This window comes from Crinalium epipsammum PCC 9333 (assembly GCF_000317495.1).
GTDB classification, from domain to species: domain Bacteria; phylum Cyanobacteriota; class Cyanobacteriia; order Cyanobacteriales; family PCC-9333; genus Crinalium; species Crinalium epipsammum.
In genome coordinates this window covers 103615-123521 of sequence record NC_019753.1, presented here as the reverse complement: position 1 = coordinate 123521, position 19907 = coordinate 103615, and the positions used below count along the sequence as shown (strand labels likewise).

Sequence of the window (19907 nt, the reverse complement as noted above, 5' to 3'; positions counted from 1 at the left end):
ATAAAGTGTCAATATACCCAGGCTATATATCAGAATGCGACTTTTAATATACACCTGTAGTCATAATTCAACTATCAGATCTACACCAGAGCTAATTACAAAGCTTTGATAACAAACAATCAAAATTTAGGAGAAAAGAATGACTAATTCAGAACATGATGCAAACCGCGATCCCATCTCTGGTGAACCAGGTTCCCATCCAGTAGGTACAGGTCTTGGCGCGGCTGGTGCTGGCGCAATGGGTGCAGCCATTGGTGGTGTTGTTGGTGGTCCTATCGGAGCAGTTGTTGGTAGCGTCATCGGTTCAGTAGCTGGTGGTTTAATGGGCAAGGGTGCTGCTGAAGCAGTTAATCCTACAGAAGAAGAAACTTACTGGAAAGATAACTACGCATCTCGTCCTTACGTTGAACCAGATACCAGCTATGATGCCTATCAGCCTGCCTACACGACAGGATATGAAGGTTTCAGTCGCTATGCTGATACTGACAAAACTTATGATGAGATTGAGCCAGAACTACAAAGTGATTATGAGCAAAAGTACGCTAGTTCCGGCGTGCCTTGGGAAAAAGCTAAACACGCCGCCCGCGATGCCTATATCAAGCTTTATGAAGAGCGCCTAGTAGCAGATAAACAACGGGTCAAGGCTGGTGAAGTTACCGTTGGTAAGCGCGTAGAAACCGACACAGCGCGTGTTGCTGTTCCTGTAGAGAAAGAAAGAGTTGTTGTAGAGCGCATCACCCCTACTGATGCTGGCGTTGCTGTAAATCCTGCCACCGTCAACTTTGGACAAGCAGAAACTACACGCATTGATGTATACGAAGAAACGGCTGATGTTCAAAAGCAAGCCTTTGTGCGTGAAGAAGTTAATGTGAGAAAAGAAGTACAACAAGAAGTTGTTCAAGTGGAAGAGCAAGTACGCCGAGAAGAATTAGACATTGATACTCAAGGTCAATCAGTGATTGATAAAGGTAATAAGTCTATTTAAGCGACTGTTTGAGAAAATTTCAAAGTTATAAAATTTTAACCAAGCTACGGATAAATTCCGGCAGCTTGGTTAAAATTCTTATACATTAACATTGTTAATTAACGACTGTTCAACAACGGTCGCACAATCAAGAACCCAGTGCCAAACGCTGTCAGCACGATCGCCACAATTGCTACTGCTAACCATAAGCCACTAACTTCTGAGGTGCTTTCTGGTGGTGCAGGACGACGGTTTCTAGGTTCTTGCTGTTCTGTATATAACTTTTCAGAAAATGCTAAAGCGGCTGGTGCATTTAGAGGTGTAATAGCTGCTGTTTGCCCTTGACGACGCACTGCTAGGCTATGACTAGCTTGATTTAATTCTCGATATTCTTCTGGGTAAGTAGAGGAAGCTTCACCGAACCGAACAGGTTTTAACGAAGCGACAACCTGCTGCATATAAATAGCTGAGTGAACAGCTTTTTCAACTTGTTGTCGCAGCAATTGATTTTGCTGAACTAATTGCTGGTTTTGGGCATTGAGAGAGTCTAGCATGGTTTGTGTTGCCTGCAATTCTGCTGCTAGTTCTCGGTAAACGGAAATTGGTACAGAAGGGCGGTAGGGGTTGTTAGTTGTCTGTCTAGAATTACCAGGTGGTGTATTGTTGTGCATCGGTTGTTTGAATAACTGGGATAAAACGTCATGACTTGAGCAGAACTACTGTCAGGCAAGGATAATTTTAATTAAAGTCAGCTTATAGTCATTTTTCAACTTGCTAACAAATCATAAATCTCAAGTGGCTTGGCACACATATTATTTATAGTCACGTTTATATTAATATCTTTGGCAATTATATTTCTAAAATTGGAAAAAAATGTCCGACAGGTCCCACACCACTTCCAATATCAAGTGAATGCTTTAGTGCTGTAGTTACATAATCTTTAGCTTGTCGCACAGCAGACAAACTATCTTTACCTATGGCTAAATTAGCAGCGATCGCAGCAGATAGTGTACAACCAGTGCCATGAGTATTTTTAGTTTCTACTAATGATGTTTTTAAAGTTTCTAGCCGTTGACCATCAAACCAAATATCAATACTACGCAGATTACCTTCCATACCTCCACCCTTGACCAAGACGGCTTTTGCTCCCATTTGGTAAATTTGTTGAGCAGCAATTCGCATCTCATCAAGTGTATTAATTTGTAGATTAGTTAGTAGCTGTGCTTCGTAACGATTGGGCGTGACGATTGTTGCTTTGGGGATCAACAAATTTCGCAATGCTGCTACAGCATCATCATCAAGCAGTTGAGCGCCAGTGCGCGATACCATCACAGGATCGACAACCAAATGTTGTAGCTTAAAAACTTCTATCTGTTGGGCTACCGCTTCAATAATCTGCTTATTTAACAGCATTCCAGTCTTCGCGGCTTGTACTCCAATATCTGTAACTACCGCCGCTATTTGGGCTATCACCGCCTCTACAGGTAGAGCGTCTACTCGCGCTACCAAGAGCGTATTTTGAGCGGTTACACAGGTCAATGCGCTGATACCGTGTACACGATGAAAAGCAAAAGTTTTTAAATCTGCCTGAATTCCTGCACCTCCACCACTATCGGAACCAGCAATTGTCAGAGCAACAGGTACAATTGTTCTAGTCATAAATTGAGAAATTCTTACTATGCAAAGCTAATTTCATTAGGTACGCAGTACCGACTGCGCGATCCTCCTGCGGAGTCGCTACGCGAACGCACAATTTATTATGAGATTTTTCACCCTGCTGGTCACTCCTGATTATTTTGCCACCCTAATAACTCTAAAAATTTGAGATTTTTAAGTTAAAATCTCAAATTTTCCATTAACGAGGAGGTCGCCGATTCCGAAGAAAATCAGGAATATCCAATCCCTGTGGAAGTCTAGGATCAATTGCTGGAGTAGAAGGGGGCGGATTGCCCATTGATCGCTTCGGAGGTGTCGTTGCCCTAGCTGCGGGTGCTGCGGCTTGAGTTTCACCAGTAAAACCAGTAGCAATTACAGTAATTCTGATTTCACCTTGCAACCTGTCATCAATCACCGCCCCGAAAATGATATTGGCGTTGGGATCAACAACTTCATAAATGGTTTCTGCCGCAGCATTTACTTCGTGGAGCGTGAGATCGCTACCGCCAGTAATATTAAATACAACTCCTCTAGCTCCTTCTACAGAAGACTCTAGTAAGGGAGAAGAAATAGCCGCCATCGCCGCCTCTCTTGCTCTTGATTTTCCAGAACCAATCCCAATACCCATCAGTGCAGAACCCGCGTCTGCCATCACTGCACGGACATCGGCAAAATCTACGTTCACTAAACCAGGAATAGTAATAATATCTGAAATCCCCTGAACACCCTGGCGCAGGATATCATCCGCTACTCGAAATGCTTCTTGGACTGGGGTTTGTTCCGAAATTACTGATAGCAACTTATCGTTAGGGATCACAATTAGGGTATCTACTCGTCCTTGTAATGCCGCAATACCTTCCTCAGCTTGGCTGGTGCGACGGCGACCCTCAAACAGGAAAGGGCGCGTTACCACGCCAACTGTTAAGGCTCCCATCTCTTTTGCTACTTCTGCCACAACTGGGGCAGCACCTGTACCAGTACCACCTCCCATTCCAGCAGTGATGAATACTAAATCAGTACCATCTAGGGCTGCGGCAATATCATCACGAGATTCCTCGGCAGCTTTTTGACCAATAGCTGGATTTCCACCCGCGCCAAGACCTCGGGTTAATTTTTGCCCTACTTGTAAGCGTTTGGGAGCAGACGAATGGGATAAAGCTTGGGCATCGGTATTTAGAGTCCAAAATTCAACCCCATTCAAGTCACTGGCAATCATGCGGTTAACAGCATTGCCTCCGCCCCCACCAACACCAATGACTTTTATTTTGGCGACGCTGCTAGGCACGATATTGTCACTCCTGGACTCTTCTATGGGGGTGTTTCTAGAATCATAAGTGGAGCCTAAATACCCGGAGTTATTAAACGGATTTGAGTTGTTCACGGCGAGTGAAAGACCTGAGTTTCCTGAATTATCAGAATTTTGACGGTTAAGCCCTAGTTTACTATCAAGCGTCATTGCAAGAGAAAATGGTAGATAAACAACTTTTTAGTTTGATTTAGCGATAACAGTCAACTATGTTATGTTATATATTTTTGTAACAAAAATACACATTTAATTAAGGTTTTAACCTAAATCAAGGTTTTAACCTAAATTATATATTATTGATTTTAGGCTCAAACATAAAAATTAGTGCTATGAATGACATAGAATATCCTGATGATTGGTTGTTTGAATATTAGGATTTCATCATATAGATAGATTATTTATATGATTTAGCCGTGTGTAATTTGCTTGCACGAGTACTCAGTTGATTAATCATTTAGCTCATTATTAAGTTTTTGACTCCATAATTGTGGAAAACAGAAAAAATCATTGATGGGCAGATTTTATAAAATCTTTTTAGCCTGAGCGTTAAGATTTTCAAGTAACTAAACTAGAAGTAGCAATAAGATCTTAAGAATTTAATCATTAAATTAATCTGTCCATGAGGTTAGCTCTTGCCTTTGGTCATTTGAATTGAGGGTGACTCAGGATTTTTCAAATCAATATAAGCCATCTCACTTCCTTTAATATGCGCTGGGAGTTCACGCATTCTATCAAGCATATTGAGTTGTTCAGATAGCATGGAACTGTAAGGACCCAAATGCACTTTTCCTAGTTCGGTTTCAATAATTAGGTTAGCGGGATTTTGGCAATCAATCTCTAAAACCTTGACTGGGCTATGATTGATTGCTTGGTAAATTTGAGACCAGTATGGACGTAGGCGATCGCTAAAGCCAATAACTTTTAAAGTTGGCAACTGATGAGGCGGTTGAATATCTTTATAACTATCCATTGAGATCAGCACTCCTTGCTGATCCAACAACTCTGCCTGTCCCTGTAGAGATGGCGAGTGCGAGGTAGCCAAATTAGATTTGCGTAAATTGCTGCTAGGGGAGAGTGCGATCGCTACTGGCTGTCGCTCTTTGATTTGGATGTTTAAGCTAGGGGGCAATAGTTTGCGGGTGACGGTCGCCTCAGCAATTGGGGCTTGTGACTCTAAATATGAAGCTAAAATGTCTGGTTGTACACGCAGCAATGACTGAGGATATGTCAGGGGTAAAAGCGATCGAATAGTTTGAGCGGAGAGCAATTGATTACCATCAACAGCAATTTGCCCTGGCTTACGAATGATCCAATTAGGTTGCGCTGTTACCCAAATTAAACTACCAGCCAGACTACTGAGAAACAGTGCCCGCCAGATCGACTGCAAAGACTTAATTTGACGTTCGCGCCGCAACTGGTGGCGACGCTGGATTAATTGGGTTCTAGAAACTGATGGATAGAAGCTAGTCATCAAATGCAAGTTTAACCAAAGGTTATGTACTTAAGGCGCTGTTCTCTGCTTGCAGAGATTCGGATCTAGTCGAGTTAATTAACCATAATTACAATTTATCTGCTTCCAGGGGATTTGGTGCATTATTCATAACTATGGGGAATCAACCAGAGACAATATTACTATCTGTAGCAAAAATGATGATGTAGGAGTAAATATTTTAGACGGTAAATTTAGGCAGATAAATTAAGACTTCTAATCTTATATTGATATTAAGGCTTTAAGTCAGATTAAGCTAGGCAAGTTATGAAGAGTCTGGTGGACAGCGATCAGACTGTTATGGATAGCGCAAAAATTGTCAGAAAAACTAGATAATTATCCAAGAGACGTGGCAAAAACGGGCGACTGTAGTGCGGTAATCTAGACTGCTAGCAGGATGAGTTTTTGGGGTAAATATTTCCGATAAACTAGGTGTTGATACTCACATCTGGGCGATCAGTGCCAAAAAGTCAAAAATATAGTATTCATTAGCAGGATTGCGAGATCTTATGAAAAATTATACATTTGGCAAATGCCTAGACGTTACAGTTTCGCACTTTCCGATTAAGTTAGGTGGTAACAGTGGCAAAGCGCGATCGCGAAATATAGTCTCTTGGGTTTATAAAGCATGAAGCTGGCAGCACGAGTTGGTCAGGTAACTCCTTCTTTAACACTGATAATTTCCGCTAAAGCTAAGGCAATGAAGGCGGAAGGAATTGATATTTGTAGTTTCAGCGCGGGTGAACCAGATTTCGATACGCCAGAGCATATTAAAGCCGCAGCTAAACAGGCTATAGATTCTGGTAAAACGAAGTATGGACCAGCAGCAGGTGAGCCAAAGTTACGGGAAGCGATCGCTCATAAGCTTCGCACCGATAACCACCTAGACTACAATGCCAAAAATGTAATTGTGACTAACGGTGGCAAACATTCCTTATTTAACTTGATGCTGGCGTTGCTAGATCCAGGTGATGAGGTAATTATCCCCGCGCCATACTGGGTAAGTTATCCAGATATGGTTAAGCTGGCTAGTGGTAAGCCAGTGATTGTATCTACCGATGATCAAAGTGGTTATAAAATCACTCCCGATCAACTGCGACAAGCAATTACGGCGCAAACTAAGTTATTTATCCTTAACTCTCCTTCTAACCCTACAGGAGCCGTTTATACGCCAGCAGAAATTAAAGCTTTGGCAGAGGTAATCGTTGAGAAAGATATTTTGGTCGTTTCTGATGAAATCTACGAAAAAATTATCTACGACGATACTCAGCACATCAGTATTGGGTCACTAGGATCAGAAATTTTTGCACGTACTATTATCAGTAATGGATTTGCTAAAGCTTATTCTATGACTGGTTGGCGTTTAGGCTATCTGGCAGGTTCAGCAGAGATTATTAAGGCTGTGACAACCATTCAAAGCCACAGTACGTCAAATGTTTGTACTTTTGCTCAGTATGGTGCGATCGCTGCTGTGGAAGGTTCACAAGATTGTGTAGAACAGATGCGGCAAGCTTTTGCTCAAAGACGGCAGGTAATGCTAGAGCGGCTTAACGCTATTCCAGGTTTAATTACTGTTAAACCTGATGGGGCATTTTATCTGTTTGCCAATATTAGCAAGACAGGTATGACATCTTTGGAGTTTTGCGATGCTTTGCTAGAACAAGAGCGAGTTGCTGTGATTCCAGGGATCGCTTTTGGGGCTGACGATCATATCCGCCTTTCTTATGCGACAGACACACCCACAATTGAAAAGGGGATCGATAGGTTAGAGAAATTTGTGCGATCGCATTTATAGGCGATCTTAGCTTTGGAGGTAGGGCTGAAAAGCTATGCGTCAGGGCGGGTTTAATCAGGATATCTGTAAATAATTGATTTAGTCTGCCAACCCGCCCCTACCGGAAAATAAGCTTATCTGTAGCCCGATTTGGGAGAATAAAATTTGTAAATCCTATTAATCTTGGTCTTCTGGTAAATCTTTTTCGTGCCATAGCAGTCGTACAGCCATCAAAGCAAACCCAATAGCGGCGATCGCCTTAAGTATACGTGCAGGTAATAAAGTTGCCATCTGCCCGCCCGCCAGCACTCCCAAAAAGCTAGCCAGCAGTAGTGCTGTCACTGAACCAAAAAATACCGCGCGGGGTGACTTGGAACTACCACCAAGTGCGATCGCTGCTAATTGGCTTTTATCTCCAATTTCTGCCACAAATACAGTAATAAAACTTAGTCCTAAAAGTTGCCAATCCATAAACAATTAACAATTAACAATTACAGCCTATCAGCCCTTAACTTTAGTTATATCAAATTAAAAAGTTTGTGATTTTCATGCGTTTATTGGCAAAAGTTTTGGAGTAATTGATAATTGTTCATTGATAATTTACCACATCCCATAGCAGTGTCACAGCAATGAAGAGTAAGAGTGCTGCGGCTGACGCATCTAGAGTTTTAGGAGAAAGGCACTTAGCTAACCACCGCCCTAGTAGAACACCTACTAAGCTTGTTGCAATTAGTGCAGTACCAGCACCAGCAAAAACTAACCAGGGAGATTGAGATTCTGCACTCATTAGCAAAGTAGCTAACTGGGTTTTATCTCCCATTTCCGCTAGAAAGATTGTGAAGAATGTAGAAGTAAACACACCCCATACTTCACCCGTTTTTGCCTTAGCTTGCTGCTTTGGGCTTTGAGTAGATGTCGCCTGTAAAGATGACACTGTAGCAATTGGCGTGACTGACTCAGAGTTAGCCGTAATTTCTAAAATGGGCAGGCGAGAAGGCAAAGTGGAACTTTTCACTCTTCTATTATGTTTTGCGCTAAATTTTCATATTTTTTTCATTTTCTCAGATAAGTGGCAAAAATATCAAGATGGGTCATTGATAATTAATCACTCCTTACCCCTCTCCCCTCTCCCCTCTCCCCTCTCTCCTCTCTCTCTTAGTTAAATGCCTACTTCACGGTTAAAGCGAATCATTTCTAAACTGCGATCGCCATAAACTCCCTCTATCTGCTGGCGACAACACTCAATGGCAAACTCGTTTAACTCCTCTGATTCAACCCCATATAAATCTGCAAATACATCTGCTTCTACGCGACAAAAGCGAGGACGATCTTCATATATGCGGCATTCCCGCTTGATGTGGTCAAAATTTACACACCATCCGCCTTCACCAACCATACTTAAATAGAGTTCTAATTCTTCTGGAGATAAATATTGATCCAAATCTGGTCGATCAGTTGGGTCAAGATTACAGCAAGCTCCACATTCCTTTACACAAAGCCAAGTCCCCATAGTTCACTCTTCGGCTGAAAAAGTTATTGCCACAATGAGCTTAACGTTTTTTTGTTCTCAACGCCTAAAGGCTTTTGAGCCACTGTTGCACTCGTCCCAGATGAATTTTGAGATCTTTTTGGTCAAAAAACCAGTTTTATGCTTTTATATATTTGTTTATATTTTTGTAAAATTTCTTAAATTAGTCTGGCATTAGCTAGGTAAAATGATATGGCTAATTTTAGAAGATCAGCCATCTAATTAGTTGGAGCCATTCGGGAGGAACAATGGAGATTTTCAGTGCATTAGGCAATATCAACTGGGAAGTTATTGCTCAACTATCCATGCTAGCGTTGATCGTAATTGCTGGTCCTGCGGTTATCTTCGTATTGGCAGCAGTACGTGGCAACCTGTAAATAGAGAATTTTGAGTTATGAGTTTTGAGTTGTAAATTTTAACTCAACCCTCATAGCTCATAATCAATTAACAATCAACAATTATTAAGTCACCCACTACTTTTGCGATTGAAGTTTAAATATTGAATTTTTTTATTCATAACTTAAGGTGCGTGGCAAGCAAGGTAAAAAATATTCATTGATCATTGTTCATTGATTGGTAGGGATTTTTAAAGCACTCATAGCCGCTTTTATTAGTGAATAATAAGGCGGTTTTGTAATATCGACTTCAGAAGTATGTTCTGGCGTTTTAGCCAAAATTCCGGTTTTTTGTCCTTTTTGAACTGCTAGAATTTTGCCTTCAGGATTTTGAATTCTGATTTCTTGTAACGATTCAGACAGGCTACAGCTATATTGGCGTTGATTGTAATCAAACTCAGCACTATGATGAATTGATAATGCTGAAGTTATTGCTACAGGTCGAATGCTGACTAATTCTAGCTCGATGCTAGTGTTACCATTCCAAGTGTTTTGGCGTAATTTGTAGGCTATATCTACTCGTGATGGTAGAGGTAAATACTCGCTCCAGCGCCATGCTATTGCTTTAATTGGGAATGGTGGGTTATTTGATGAAAGAGTTAGTTTAATATGACCTTTGCCAACTTGTTGTTGCTCGATTACTCGAACATTAGAAGTCCAGAAAATAGGGTCAGGGTTTTCAATTCCACAGGGATGTAAGGCATCAATTTGTTGGTATAAATCTAAATTGATTTGTTCTAAGTTAGCTTGGGCATCTATAGAAATTAGAGGTTTGAGATGTTCTGGTTCTAAGCATTGGTGAGCAAATTCGCTTAAGCGCGATCGCAATTCTTCTAAGTTTTCGGCAGGGAAAGAAAATCCACCTGCTGCTTTATGTCCACCATATTTAGTTAGTAAATCTTTGCAATATTCTAAGGCTTCAAAGATGTGGAATTCAGGAATTCCTCTTGCTGAACCACGAATCTCCCTGGCAACGGATTTTGTAGCGGATGTAGCGGATGGGTTATCTGTGGGATGTGGGGTTAATTCATTGTCATGGGTTGCTGGGTGTTCGTAGGTGCCAATGAAGACTGGTACGCCGTAGCGTTCTAGGAGACGAGAGGCGACTATGCCTATTACACCATGATGCCAATCGGGTTGGACTATTAGTAAGATCCTTTGCTGGTGTAGGTTGAGGTGATTGGTTTCGATGTGCGAGATCGCACTAAGTTCAATTTGTTCACAAAGTTGCTGTCTGTGTCGGTTGATTTGTTCGCACTGCATCGCCCTCTCTAGTGCTATTCCCATGTCTGTTGTCGTGAGGAGGTCGATCACAATTTGGGGATCAGCAAGTCTTCCTATAGCATTAATGCGAGGACCAAGGCGAAAACCAATATCTTCTGGTTTAAGGCATTTGGGATTTGTGTTTTCAACTTTACCCTTGATATTTGCTTGGGTAGTGTTGGAGTTGGGGTTTTCTTTTGTAGAGTTATCTGTTGACTGTTGTACCCCTGCTATCTGGATTAAAGCTTGTACGCCTGTAATTTGAGATTCGGGTAGTAGTCGTAAACCTCGTTTTAACCAGCGACGGTTAACCCCTGTGAGGGGTGCTAAATCTGCAATGGTTCCAAGGGTAAATAATTCTAGTAGCTGTGTAATTAATCCTTGATGTTTACCTAAACTTTGAGCAAGACAAACTGCCAAAATATAAGCAACTCCTACTCCAGCTACACCACGATAGGGAGAAGATTCAGGAATTAGTTTGGGATTGAGGATAGCATCAGCTGGAGGTAGTACTGAGGGGAGATCGTGGTGATCTGTGATAATAACTTTGATGCCGAGTTCTCGCGCCCTCGCAATTGGTTCTACTGCGGAAATGCCATTATCTACAGTGAGAATTAGTTGGACACCTTCAGCATAAAATTCTTCGACAATTCGGATATTGATGCCGTAGCCATCTTTCATCCGACTAGGGATGGCATAATCTACTTGGGCATCTAACCAGCGTAATGCTCTAAGTAATAAAGCAGTGCTAGTCATACCATCAGCATCATAGTCACCACAGATAGCAATTTTTTGTTTAGTTGCGATCGCTTCCTTTAACAACTCGACACTCATTGCTAAATCGGGAAACTCATCAACTGGCGCAGGTAATACCGATGATTCGGGATTTAAGTACAACTGCGCTTGTTCTGGCGTTTCTATCCCACGATTAATTAATACTTGGGCTATTAGGGGTGAGAGATGGGTAACTTCCGCTAATTTTTGAGCTAATTCTACCTGGGCAGGGGCAATCTGCCAACGATGATTAGGCAATTTCATATCAATTAACAATAATTAAGTATCAGTTAAAAACCATCATTAGTAATCAAGGCAATGTCTTATTACTAATGATGAATGATTTAGAGGTAATACCTTACAGTAGTAACCACTCGACTTTTTTGAGCGCGTAAAGATTGCTTTAAAAAGAAAGCCGTTTGGTTGTGTAAAAAACCCTCCCACCAATTTCGTGTCACAAAAGTAGGAATAATGACTGTAAACAACACCCCAGGGTGTTTATCTTCATACTCGCTAACAAAATCTAAAATTGGCTCAACTACTGAGCGATAAGGAGAGTCCAGAAGATGTAAAGGAATATCTGGCACAAACTGTTGCCATTTTTGTTGTAGTTTTTCTCTGTCTGCATTACCAATATCAACATTAATAGCTACAATTTCATCGGCAATACTACGAGCATAATCTAACGCTTCTACTGTTCCTCGATTTAGTTGTCCTACAATCACAATTGCCGGATGAGTAACAACTTCAGTTTTAGGTCTGGGAATATAATTTCTAGGTGGTAAATCTTGAAGGCTAAGTCGCTGTGCTACATATTTATAGTGACGATTAATTGCTACAAATAAGCCGACTAATAAAGGAATCGCCACAACAACTAACCAAGCACCGCCCGAAAATTTAGTGGTGACAATTACTGCCAAAACAACTGCTGTCGCTGTTGTGCCTAAACCGTTCATCACAGCGCCCGCAACCCAGTTAGGTGCCTTTTCTTTGTACCAGTGAACTACCATTCCCGCTTGGGATAGGGTAAAGGAAGTGAATACGCCCACTGCATATAAGGGAATAATTGCGTTGACTTCACCCTTAAAGACCATGATTAACAAAGCAGCACTAATACTTAAGACAATAATGCCATTAGAGTAAACTAAGCGATCGCCTAACAGGGCTAATTGTCTTGGCAAAAAACCATCACGCGCCAAAAAGTAACCTAATCTGGGAAAATCCGCATAGCTAGTATTAGCTGCTAAAAGTAAGATCAACAGCGTAGCTATTTGGATAAAGTAATAAAAAGGGTTAGTATCGCCCAAAATTTGACGACCCAATAAAGACACTGCTGTTTGTCCCTCTTCAGGCACAATGTGGTAACTGCGGGCTAAGTAAGTGATTCCGATAAACATAAATCCTAGAACCACACCCATGTACAGCAATGTTTTGCGGGCATTTTCCCACTCTGGGGGTTTGAAAGCTAACACGCCATCTGAAATAGCTTCTACCCCTGTTAATGCTGTACATCCAGCCGAAAAAGCCCTCAAAACAAAAAATAAAGTTAGTGATTCACTGGCTGGAATAGCAGGATAAGCTTCTGGTGAATGACCAGTAAATTGTTTAAATAACCCAATCGCAATCAATACAAAAATACTGACAACAAAGGCATAAGTGGGAACCATGAAAATATTGCCTGATTCTCTGACCCCCCTCAGATTTGCCAGCATGACTAAAAATATGAAAATTACGCACAGTCCTACTGTGTAGGGTTGTAGTGCTGGAATGGCGGAGGTAAGTGCGGCTGTAGCCGCAGAAATGCTTACTGTTACCGTCAAGATGTAGTCAATCAGCAGTGAACCCCCTGCTACTAAACCTGGGTATAAACCTAGATTCTCACGAGCAACAATGTAAGAGCCGCCTCCCATTGGATAAGCTTTAATCGTCTGCCGATACGACAGTATTACTATTCCTAGCAGCAATATAATCGTTGCAGCAATTGGGAGAGACAAACTAAGAGCAGCACTCCCAGCAGCTACCAGCACTAATAAAATTTCTTCTGTCGCATAAGCAACGGATGAGAGAGCATCCGAGGAAAGAACTGCTAAGGCTGCGGCATTACTTAATCTTTCTTCTGCATGAGCGCTTGTTGGCAAGCTTTCACCTACCAGCACTCGCTTAAGCCCAGACAATGACATAGCAAATATTCCTATATTGTTTTGACACTACTCCCTTCCCACTATGGCGAATACCTATTTTATAAACCGCCAAGACGCAAAGAACGCCAAGGAAGAAGAAGAATATAATCGGTAATCTTTTAATGGGAAGGGAGTATACTTCTTACAAAAATCGCAAAATTAACCCTTAATCCCCCTTGTAAAAGCGGGATTAGTAAATTTCCCTTTCTACATGAATTTTGGGGAAGGTTAGAAAGGGGTAATACAAGGACTTTTGGCAAGATGTATACTCAGTTGATTAACTAGCTAATGAGCAAGTATTACTGAAAATCTGGCATATTAACAAGTATTTTTTTCTAAAATTTCTACAACAGGCGTAGTTGACCTGATTTATTACTCGTCTGCAACTGTTTTTTTGATGACTTATCTATGTCATCCTCAGCATCAAGGCTATTAGACCATGCTTCTTCCTCAGCAGCTAGTAACCTTTGTGCTGCTTCTACCATATAACCAGAAATATCTTTAAGGTCTTCGCGATTATCAAGATAAGTTTTCAACGCTTCCATTGGGTCAATGCTGGCGCTTGAACCAAGTTCTGGCAAACGAGGTCGGGCTAACTGACTAACTAATTCTGCTTGAATACTATAAATATGAGCTTCACTTAATGCTTGATGTATAGATGCTGTCTCAATTTCATCGAGTTGTTCAGAGCGCAGTTTGTAAATTAATCGCACTACAGCGTCTTTGATATCTTTTTTGCCTATAGTTTTGAGTAGCGCGGCTTGTGGGTCATCTGAAGAAGATACGTCTACATCAATGGTGCGGAAGGTGCGGACTGGTAAAGGACAGAATTCCCATTGAGCTTTGCCTTTCTCTAGCTCAAGTAATATATAGCCTTTATCTTCTTTTTCTTCAGAAAAATCAACTCGCTCAATGCTACCAGGATAAATTATAGGGGGATCGTTAGATTTATTGAGATTTTGGTGACGGTGAACATGACCTAACGCCACGTAGTCAAAGCAAGGACGAATTAGTAAGGATAGGGGAATAGTAAAGCCTTTACCGACTGCTAATAAGCGTTCTGCTCCTAAATTGGCGTTATCTGCCATTAAGTGAGCTAGAACAACTGTTGGCGCTTCTGGATCTAAACGGCGAATTTCCCCTTCTAAGACGGGTTCTAGGCGGTCTATTAATAACTTATTAATGTCTGTTAGGGAAAGATTTTCTGTTTCGGGTTTAGTTAGTAAAGCTGAACGAGTCAGCCAAGGAAGCGTTATTACCTGAACCATACCGTGACGAGTTGGGATGCGATGGGTAGCGATGCGATCGCCCACTACAAACCCAGGTACACCTAATGTACGATAGATACATAAACTCGCACCACCTTGTCCTTGTGAATGCTGATCGTGATTTCCTACCAACAATACAGTAGGAATTTTCGCATCAACTAAGCGGCGAAATTGACTGGCAAATGCTTCCTGTACATAAGGCGGCGGCGTAGCATCAGGAAAAGCATCGCCACCAAATAATACTAGATCTACAGGTTCTGCGATCGCTTTATCTATGCACAGCGACAGAGTTTTCATAAAATCCTCCAACCGCGTATTTAATCCTGTTTCTGGATTAATCCGTCCGTGGGAAAAACCACTTCCCATGTGAATGTCGGATAGATGGAGGATTTTAATCATTGTTAGCTTTTAACAATTAGCTGTTAACTCTTAGCTTATTCGTTAATTAAGTTAATAGCACTAACAAAACACAAATTTTTAATTTGGCTTTTGCACTATATTCACTTATCAATTATCAGGAGACAGAGGATATACCAATCGCTCTCAGGTTTAACCTAAGAGCGATTTCAAAGCTAATTGCTAATGGCTAATCGCTTAAATGTGGATTCCACACTCGGTTTTTTCACTTCCACGCCAACGACCAGCGCGTTCGTCTTCACCTTCTTTTACTTGTGTGGTAATTGGTTCATCGCCAATGCTGGGATAACCTTGGTCATGCAGTGGGTTATAAATTACGTCATGCTCAAATACATAAGCCCAACTTTCTTTACGAGTCCAACTCGCTAAAGGATTCACCTTCAGACGACCATTTGAATCTAGCTCAAATACTGGCATTTCAGCACGAGTCACAGCTTGGTCACGACGACGACCTGTAATCCATGCCACTGTATTCAGTTCGGCTAGACCCCGTTGCAGAGGTTCAATCTTAGTAATATCGTGGAATTTGGCAATATCTGTATCCCAAAGTGCTTCACCATATTTGGCGGCAAACTCTTCGCGGGAATTTACGTCTGGTGTTTTGTAAACCTTTAAATCTAGATTGTAGATTTCTTTACTTTTGGCAACAAGTTCCAAACTTTGTGGGAAGTGGTAGAGTGTGTCGAGAAACATCACTGGCACTGGGACGGCTGGTTTAAGTTCTCGATAGAGAATATCCGTAATCACCATGTCATCCACATTAAAGGCGCTGGTCTGCACAAATCCGTTGGGGATATTCTCAACACACCAACGCAGAATCTCTTTGGGATATGCCTTATCAAATCTCTTGTTTAGTGCATCCAGGTCAAGCTGAGAAATTTGAACCGCCGATGTTGTGGAGTGGGTCATGAGTAGGTGTTTAAGTCTAACCGCATCTTGAGTATAGTCAATTATACCTTGGAAACAGCTTTTAAGATCTTGAGCAACATCCATGATTTATTTTTTATCTATGCTAAATATTCGCTCAGGTAAACAATTGAGTAGACTACTCTCTTCCCACCCAAAGAATATTTATTTTTATAACCGCCAAGACGCAAAGAACGCCAAGGAAGAAGAAGAATATGATCGGTAATCTTTTAGTGGGAAGGAAGTAGCAATTTTTATAATTAATTTTCTTGATCTGTAAACTGAGATATACATCAAAAAAATGTACTGTTTAAAAAGCCTGTAATGTCAAGCAATAAGTTCAAAGAAGGTGTGATTGAATGCGGTTAATACTTTATAGCAAAGTTGGTTGTCACCTCTGCGAAGGGTTACAGGAAAAGCTAGAACAAATACAAGGTATTGAAGTTGAGTTAGAAGTCAGAGATATCAATAATCGTGATGAGTGGTTTCAAGCTTATCAGTATGAGGTTCCGGTGTTATATCGGGAAAAAGATGGTAGAGAGGAACAACTTCCACGTCCTTCTCCCCGTGCTAGTGTGCGACAGTTGGAGCAAATGCTACAGAAATATCAGTAACGAAATGGTTAACAATAGGCGCATACGATCTGTGTGAGGGTTTGTTGACATGAAGTTACGAGAGTTACTAGAAACTGTTCCTAATTTGTTGGAAACGCCAAATCATCCGGCGTTGGATGCTGAAGTTAAAGGCTTGAAAACTAATTCTCATGCTTGTCAGGCAGGGGATTTGTTTATTGGGATGCCAGGAACTAGGGTTGATGGTGGGGAGTTTTGGCATAGTGCTTTAGCCTCTGGTGCGATCGCTGCTATAGTTTCCCCACAAGCAGCACAAAAACATCCCATAGCAGATGCTTGTGTGATTTCAGCAGCAGATATGACTCAAGCTTGTGCTGCTGTAGCGACGGCTTTTTATGGCTATCCAGGGCGACAGCTAAATTTGATTGGAGTTACGGGTACAAATGGCAAAACTACTACGACTCATTTAATTGAATTTCTGCTAAATCATCAACAGCATCCGACAGCTTTATTCGGTACACTATATACCCGTTGGTCTGGTTATCAGGAAACTGCTACACATACCACGCCGTTTGCGGTGGAATTGCAAAAACAATTAGCTGATGCGATCGCGGCTGGGTGCAAAATGGGGGTAATGGAAGTTAGTTCCCACGCGCTGGCGCAAGGAAGGGTGTTAGGTTGTCCATTTGAAGTGGCGGTGTTTACCAATTTGACGCAAGATCATTTGGACTATCACCGCGATATGGAAGATTATTTTGCTGCTAAAGCTTTGCTATTTAGCCCTGAATATCTTCAAGGTCGCGCTGTAATTAATTTAGATGATGATTACGGAAAGCGGTTAATTGAAAAATCACCCTCAGAAAAAATTTGGAGTTACAGCGTTAACGATTCTAAGGCGGATTTGTGGACTAGCGATCTAAATTATGGGCAAACAGGTGTGAGTGGAATGCTACACACTCCTGCGGGTGAGATGGCTTTTTCTTCGCCGTTGGTAGGTCAGTATAATCTGGAAAACTTACTTGCCGCAGTGGGGACTATTTTACATTTAGGCTTGGATCTAGAGTCTGTGGTGCAAGCGTTACCAGAATTTGTGGGGGTTCCAGGGCGGATGGAACGGGTGCAAATAACGCCTGAGCAAGATATTAGTGTGATTGTAGATTATGCTCATACGCCGGATAGTTTGGAGAATTTGCTGAAGGCTGCGCGACCGTTTATTCAGGGTAAGATGATTTGTGTGTTTGGTTGTGGAGGCGATCGCGATCGCACTAAGCGTCCTTTGATGGGTGCAATTGCAGCCGAACTTGCCGATCAAGTTGTGGTAACTTCTGATAACCCGCGTACTGAAGATCCAGAAAAGATTCTGCAAGATGTTTTAGCTGGAATACCTGAGTCAGTTAAACCAATAGTAAATAGCGATCGCGCTACTGCAATTCAAACAGCTATTTTAGAAGCAAAACCTGGTGATGGTGTTCTAATTGCTGGTAAAGGGCATGAAGATTATCAAATATTGGGAACTGAAAAAATCCACTTTGACGATCGCGAACAAGCAAGAGATGCTTTAAGCAAAAGGTAAAACTTAGGGCTTACGCAATCTACCTCTCCAAAAAAGAATAATGTCTCACCCCTGCACCTTAATTAATAATTTAGAGGAGTAGGGGTTATTTATGCCACCTACTTAGATAGCCTGATATTAGATACCACTAAAGCCATGCAAAATCACCTCATCCCCAATATGGATACCTCTCTTTACCAGTTAGCTATAGATACAGCGCCATCTTTAGCTGATATTTCAGTTAGCCCTGCGGTGCTGAAATCTATGGTAGGGGGGATGATTGATATGTTAATTGAGCAAAAACTACCTGCAACTGTATTGGTAAAACTCCCACATGGTAAAGTTTGGCAAACAGAGATAGATGAATACATCAAACAGGTAGCAATCCAAAAAAATATTTATTTATGTGATGTGAAGCAACCAGAAAGAGATCGGGTAGAAAATGGTATAGGTGCTTCAATATTTCCTGTCCAAATCATCAATAGTAGCTACTTGCGACAAGAGTACTTTTTGTTAGTCTTAACTGACAATTTTTGTAGCGTGATTGTTGCTCATCGATTCCGCAACTTGACAACAGGGCAACCTGGGGAATCGTCTAAAAAAACTCAGTTGCAGGTAATATATGCTTTTGATAACAGCACTGTAAGGCGAGTTTTGGAGGGTATTAAACAGGTAATACCTACAGCATTAATACCTTCTGATACGCAGTCATTGGTAGAGGAATCTGAAACTGTTAAAACAGGTATGGCTACTTCTACTGAAGATTTATTAAGCAATTGGAATTCATTATTTAAAGTACCAGAAACTTGTGATCCTGTGCTGTTTAATTACTTGTGGGCAAAACAAGTGCAGCGACAGGAAGAAATTTGGCAGAATAAAGGCGATCGCCATCTTGATTTATCTTCTCCTGTTGTAGAAAAAAATACAATAGAGAGTACATTAATACAGCAAAAAAACCACCCGCGAGACTCACTAATATCTCAAGATGAGTTTCTTAATGATTTGATTCAGGAATTAAAAACGCCTCTGACGAGCATGAAAACAGCTTTAAAATTGCTGGAGTCATCGCAATTAAAACCAACACAACGACAACGATATATGCAGATGTTGGAGACACAGTGCGATCGCCAGAATTCCCTGATTACTGGTTTAATGGAACTATCACAACTAGACCGCGCTACAGAGCAAATATCTCTACAACCACTAAACTTAAGTGACATTGTACCAAGTGTTGTTAGTACCTATCAGCCACTTGCTCAAGAAAAAGGGATTCAACTTGGCTATACTGTACCCGATAATTTGCCACCTGTTTTATGTTTAGAAACATGGTTGCGGCAGATAGTGATTAATTTGCTCCACAATAGCATCAAATATACTCCCTCCGGTGGAAGAGTTTCGGTGTTAGCACAACTTCAGGGTGATTATCTCCAGCTAGAATTTCGAGATACTGGAATTGGAATTGCATCTAATGAAATTCCCAAAATTTTTGACCGATTTTATCGGGGACGTGCAGTAAGTGGAGAAGATGCTGTTGGCGCTGGCTTAGGCTTGACAATTGTGCAACAACTATTACTACGTTGTGGCGGTTCTATTTCTGTTAATAGCAAGTTAGGCGGAGGTTCCAACTTTAAAGTGCTACTGCCTGTATATCATCAAAGCTAATTATTAGAAATAGGGCAAAAGCATCTATTTTTTAGTTGACAGGCAATTGTTAAGTAATAAAATTGATGCTCTTGTCCTAGAGAATATATTTACTAACTATCAAATAGTATTGTAATTTAAGTGTTCGATTTAATGAAACTTAAAATATAATTATTATAGCTATTGCATAATTCGATAAATCTTGTATTTCATCTGCGTACC

18 protein-coding genes are annotated in these 19907 nt (G+C 41.2%); 7 read left to right on the top strand and 11 right to left on the bottom strand.

Annotation, left to right across the window (positions count from 1 at the left end; genetic code table 11):
* The first annotated feature begins 139 nt into the window (after nt 1–139).
* Nucleotides 140–985: a YsnF/AvaK domain-containing protein gene (locus CRI9333_RS25375; RefSeq protein WP_015201237.1), complete on the top strand. Its 846-nt coding sequence runs from the start codon at nt 140–142 to the stop codon at nt 983–985.
* Between the two features lie 98 nt (nt 986–1083).
* Here the strand turns inward: CRI9333_RS25375 and CRI9333_RS00445 are convergent, their stop codons facing one another.
* The 4 genes from CRI9333_RS00445 to CRI9333_RS00430 all read right to left on the bottom strand — a co-directional run bounded on the left by CRI9333_RS00445 (nt 1084) and on the right by CRI9333_RS00430 (nt 5397).
* The gene (locus CRI9333_RS00445; RefSeq protein WP_015201236.1) at nt 1084–1635 is read right to left on the bottom strand and encodes a hypothetical protein; all 552 of its coding nucleotides are present in this window, start codon (nt 1633–1635) and stop codon (nt 1084–1086) included.
* Nucleotides 1636–1813: 178 nt separating this feature from the next.
* Nucleotides 1814–2623, bottom strand: a complete 810-nt coding sequence (gene thiD / locus CRI9333_RS00440) for a bifunctional hydroxymethylpyrimidine kinase/phosphomethylpyrimidine kinase (protein WP_015201235.1) — start codon at nt 2621–2623, stop codon at nt 1814–1816.
* Between the two features lie 196 nt (nt 2624–2819).
* On the bottom strand, nt 2820–4076 hold the full coding sequence (gene ftsZ / locus CRI9333_RS00435; protein ID WP_015201234.1) for a cell division protein FtsZ: 1257 nt from the start codon (nt 4074–4076) through the stop codon (nt 2820–2822).
* 475 nt (nt 4077–4551) lie between these two features.
* Nucleotides 4552–5397, bottom strand: coding sequence for a cell division protein FtsQ/DivIB (locus tag CRI9333_RS00430; protein WP_015201233.1), 846 nt, complete (start codon nt 5395–5397; stop codon nt 4552–4554).
* A 527-nt stretch (nt 5398–5924) separates the two neighbouring features.
* On the opposite strand from CRI9333_RS00430, the gene CRI9333_RS27980 reads away from it, so the two are divergent.
* Nucleotides 5925–6047 (top strand): hypothetical protein, encoded by a 123-nt coding sequence (locus CRI9333_RS27980; RefSeq protein WP_269667502.1) that lies wholly within the window; start codon nt 5925–5927, stop codon nt 6045–6047.
* On the top strand, nt 6044–7210 hold the full coding sequence (locus CRI9333_RS00425; protein WP_015201232.1) for a pyridoxal phosphate-dependent aminotransferase: 1167 nt from the start codon (nt 6044–6046) through the stop codon (nt 7208–7210). The genes CRI9333_RS27980 and CRI9333_RS00425 overlap by 4 nt, the downstream gene beginning before the upstream one ends.
* A gap of 156 nt (nt 7211–7366) precedes the next feature.
* Here the strand turns inward: CRI9333_RS00425 and CRI9333_RS00420 are convergent, their stop codons facing one another.
* The 3 genes from CRI9333_RS00420 to CRI9333_RS00410 form a co-directional block, all read right to left on the bottom strand.
* Nucleotides 7367–7660, bottom strand: a complete 294-nt coding sequence (locus tag CRI9333_RS00420; RefSeq protein ID WP_015201231.1) for a TMEM165/GDT1 family protein — start codon at nt 7658–7660, stop codon at nt 7367–7369.
* Nucleotides 7661–7778: 118 nt separating this feature from the next.
* Nucleotides 7779–8204, bottom strand: coding sequence for a TMEM165/GDT1 family protein (locus CRI9333_RS00415; RefSeq protein WP_015201230.1), 426 nt, complete (start codon nt 8202–8204; stop codon nt 7779–7781).
* 144 nt (nt 8205–8348) lie between these two features.
* Nucleotides 8349–8699 carry a YkgJ family cysteine cluster protein gene (locus CRI9333_RS00410; protein WP_015201229.1) on the bottom strand — a complete coding sequence of 117 codons (351 nt, stop codon included), beginning with the start codon at nt 8697–8699 and terminating at the stop codon, nt 8349–8351.
* Nucleotides 8700–8965: 266 nt separating this feature from the next.
* Here CRI9333_RS00410 and psb30 point away from each other — a divergent pair, with 266 nt between their 5' ends.
* Nucleotides 8966–9094, top strand: a complete 129-nt coding sequence (gene psb30, locus CRI9333_RS00405; protein WP_015201228.1) for a photosystem II reaction center protein Ycf12/Psb30 — start codon at nt 8966–8968, stop codon at nt 9092–9094.
* A gap of 189 nt (nt 9095–9283) precedes the next feature.
* Here the strand turns inward: psb30 and CRI9333_RS00400 are convergent, their stop codons facing one another.
* From CRI9333_RS00400 to cysH, 4 genes are all read right to left on the bottom strand, one after another.
* Nucleotides 9284–11413: a single-stranded-DNA-specific exonuclease RecJ gene (locus CRI9333_RS00400; RefSeq protein ID WP_015201227.1), complete on the bottom strand. Its 2130-nt coding sequence runs from the start codon at nt 11411–11413 to the stop codon at nt 9284–9286.
* 80 nt (nt 11414–11493) lie between these two features.
* Nucleotides 11494–13329, bottom strand: coding sequence for an APC family permease (locus CRI9333_RS00395; RefSeq protein WP_015201226.1), 1836 nt, complete (start codon nt 13327–13329; stop codon nt 11494–11496).
* A gap of 344 nt (nt 13330–13673) precedes the next feature.
* On the bottom strand, nt 13674–14996 hold the full coding sequence (gene sbcD, locus CRI9333_RS00390; RefSeq protein ID WP_015201225.1) for an exonuclease subunit SbcD: 1323 nt from the start codon (nt 14994–14996) through the stop codon (nt 13674–13676).
* A 195-nt stretch (nt 14997–15191) separates the two neighbouring features.
* A complete protein-coding gene (gene cysH, locus CRI9333_RS00385) occupies nt 15192–15923 on the bottom strand; it encodes a phosphoadenosine phosphosulfate reductase (RefSeq protein WP_041226183.1) in 732 nt (243 codons plus the stop codon).
* Between the two features lie 356 nt (nt 15924–16279).
* Here cysH and CRI9333_RS00380 point away from each other — a divergent pair, with 356 nt between their 5' ends.
* The 3 genes from CRI9333_RS00380 (at nt 16280) to CRI9333_RS00370 (ending at nt 19706) form a co-directional block, all read left to right on the top strand.
* Complete coding sequence (locus CRI9333_RS00380) at nt 16280–16534, top strand: glutaredoxin family protein (protein WP_015201223.1); 255 nt, start codon at nt 16280–16282, stop codon at nt 16532–16534.
* Nucleotides 16535–16583: 49 nt separating this feature from the next.
* Nucleotides 16584–18065 (top strand): UDP-N-acetylmuramoyl-L-alanyl-D-glutamate--2,6-diaminopimelate ligase, encoded by a 1482-nt coding sequence (locus CRI9333_RS00375; protein ID WP_015201222.1) that lies wholly within the window; start codon nt 16584–16586, stop codon nt 18063–18065.
* 135 nt (nt 18066–18200) lie between these two features.
* Entirely contained in the window at nt 18201–19706 is a 1506-nt protein-coding gene (locus CRI9333_RS00370) for a DICT sensory domain-containing protein (protein WP_041225806.1), read from the top strand.
* The last annotated feature ends 201 nt before the right edge of the window (nt 19707–19907 follow it).

Bases quoted from the DNA above. Each gene is read 5' to 3' on its own strand.
- CRI9333_RS25375 (WP_015201237.1), top strand. From the start codon at position 140: ATGACTAATTCAGAACATGATGCAAACCGCGATCCCATCTCTGGTGAA.
- CRI9333_RS00445 (WP_015201236.1), bottom strand. From the start codon at position 1,635: ATGCACAACAATACACCACCTGGTAATTCTAGACAGACAACTAACAAC.
- thiD (WP_015201235.1), bottom strand. From the start codon at position 2,623: ATGACTAGAACAATTGTACCTGTTGCTCTGACAATTGCTGGTTCCGAT.
- ftsZ (WP_015201234.1), bottom strand. From the start codon at position 4,076: ATGACGCTTGATAGTAAACTAGGGCTTAACCGTCAAAATTCTGATAAT.
- CRI9333_RS00430 (WP_015201233.1), bottom strand. From the start codon at position 5,397: ATGACTAGCTTCTATCCATCAGTTTCTAGAACCCAATTAATCCAGCGT.
- CRI9333_RS27980 (WP_269667502.1), top strand. From the start codon at position 5,925: ATGAAAAATTATACATTTGGCAAATGCCTAGACGTTACAGTTTCGCAC.
- CRI9333_RS00425 (WP_015201232.1), top strand. From the start codon at position 6,044: ATGAAGCTGGCAGCACGAGTTGGTCAGGTAACTCCTTCTTTAACACTG.
- CRI9333_RS00420 (WP_015201231.1), bottom strand. From the start codon at position 7,660: ATGGATTGGCAACTTTTAGGACTAAGTTTTATTACTGTATTTGTGGCA.
- CRI9333_RS00410 (WP_015201229.1), bottom strand. From the start codon at position 8,699: ATGGGGACTTGGCTTTGTGTAAAGGAATGTGGAGCTTGCTGTAATCTT.
- psb30 (WP_015201228.1), top strand. From the start codon at position 8,966: ATGGAGATTTTCAGTGCATTAGGCAATATCAACTGGGAAGTTATTGCT.
- CRI9333_RS00400 (WP_015201227.1), bottom strand. From the start codon at position 11,413: ATGAAATTGCCTAATCATCGTTGGCAGATTGCCCCTGCCCAGGTAGAA.
- CRI9333_RS00395 (WP_015201226.1), bottom strand. From the start codon at position 13,329: ATGTCATTGTCTGGGCTTAAGCGAGTGCTGGTAGGTGAAAGCTTGCCA.
- sbcD (WP_015201225.1), bottom strand. From the start codon at position 14,996: ATGATTAAAATCCTCCATCTATCCGACATTCACATGGGAAGTGGTTTT.
- cysH (WP_041226183.1), bottom strand. From the start codon at position 15,923: ATGACCCACTCCACAACATCGGCGGTTCAAATTTCTCAGCTTGACCTG.
- CRI9333_RS00380 (WP_015201223.1), top strand. From the start codon at position 16,280: ATGCGGTTAATACTTTATAGCAAAGTTGGTTGTCACCTCTGCGAAGGG.
- CRI9333_RS00375 (WP_015201222.1), top strand. From the start codon at position 16,584: ATGAAGTTACGAGAGTTACTAGAAACTGTTCCTAATTTGTTGGAAACG.
- CRI9333_RS00370 (WP_041225806.1), top strand. From the start codon at position 18,201: ATGCAAAATCACCTCATCCCCAATATGGATACCTCTCTTTACCAGTTA.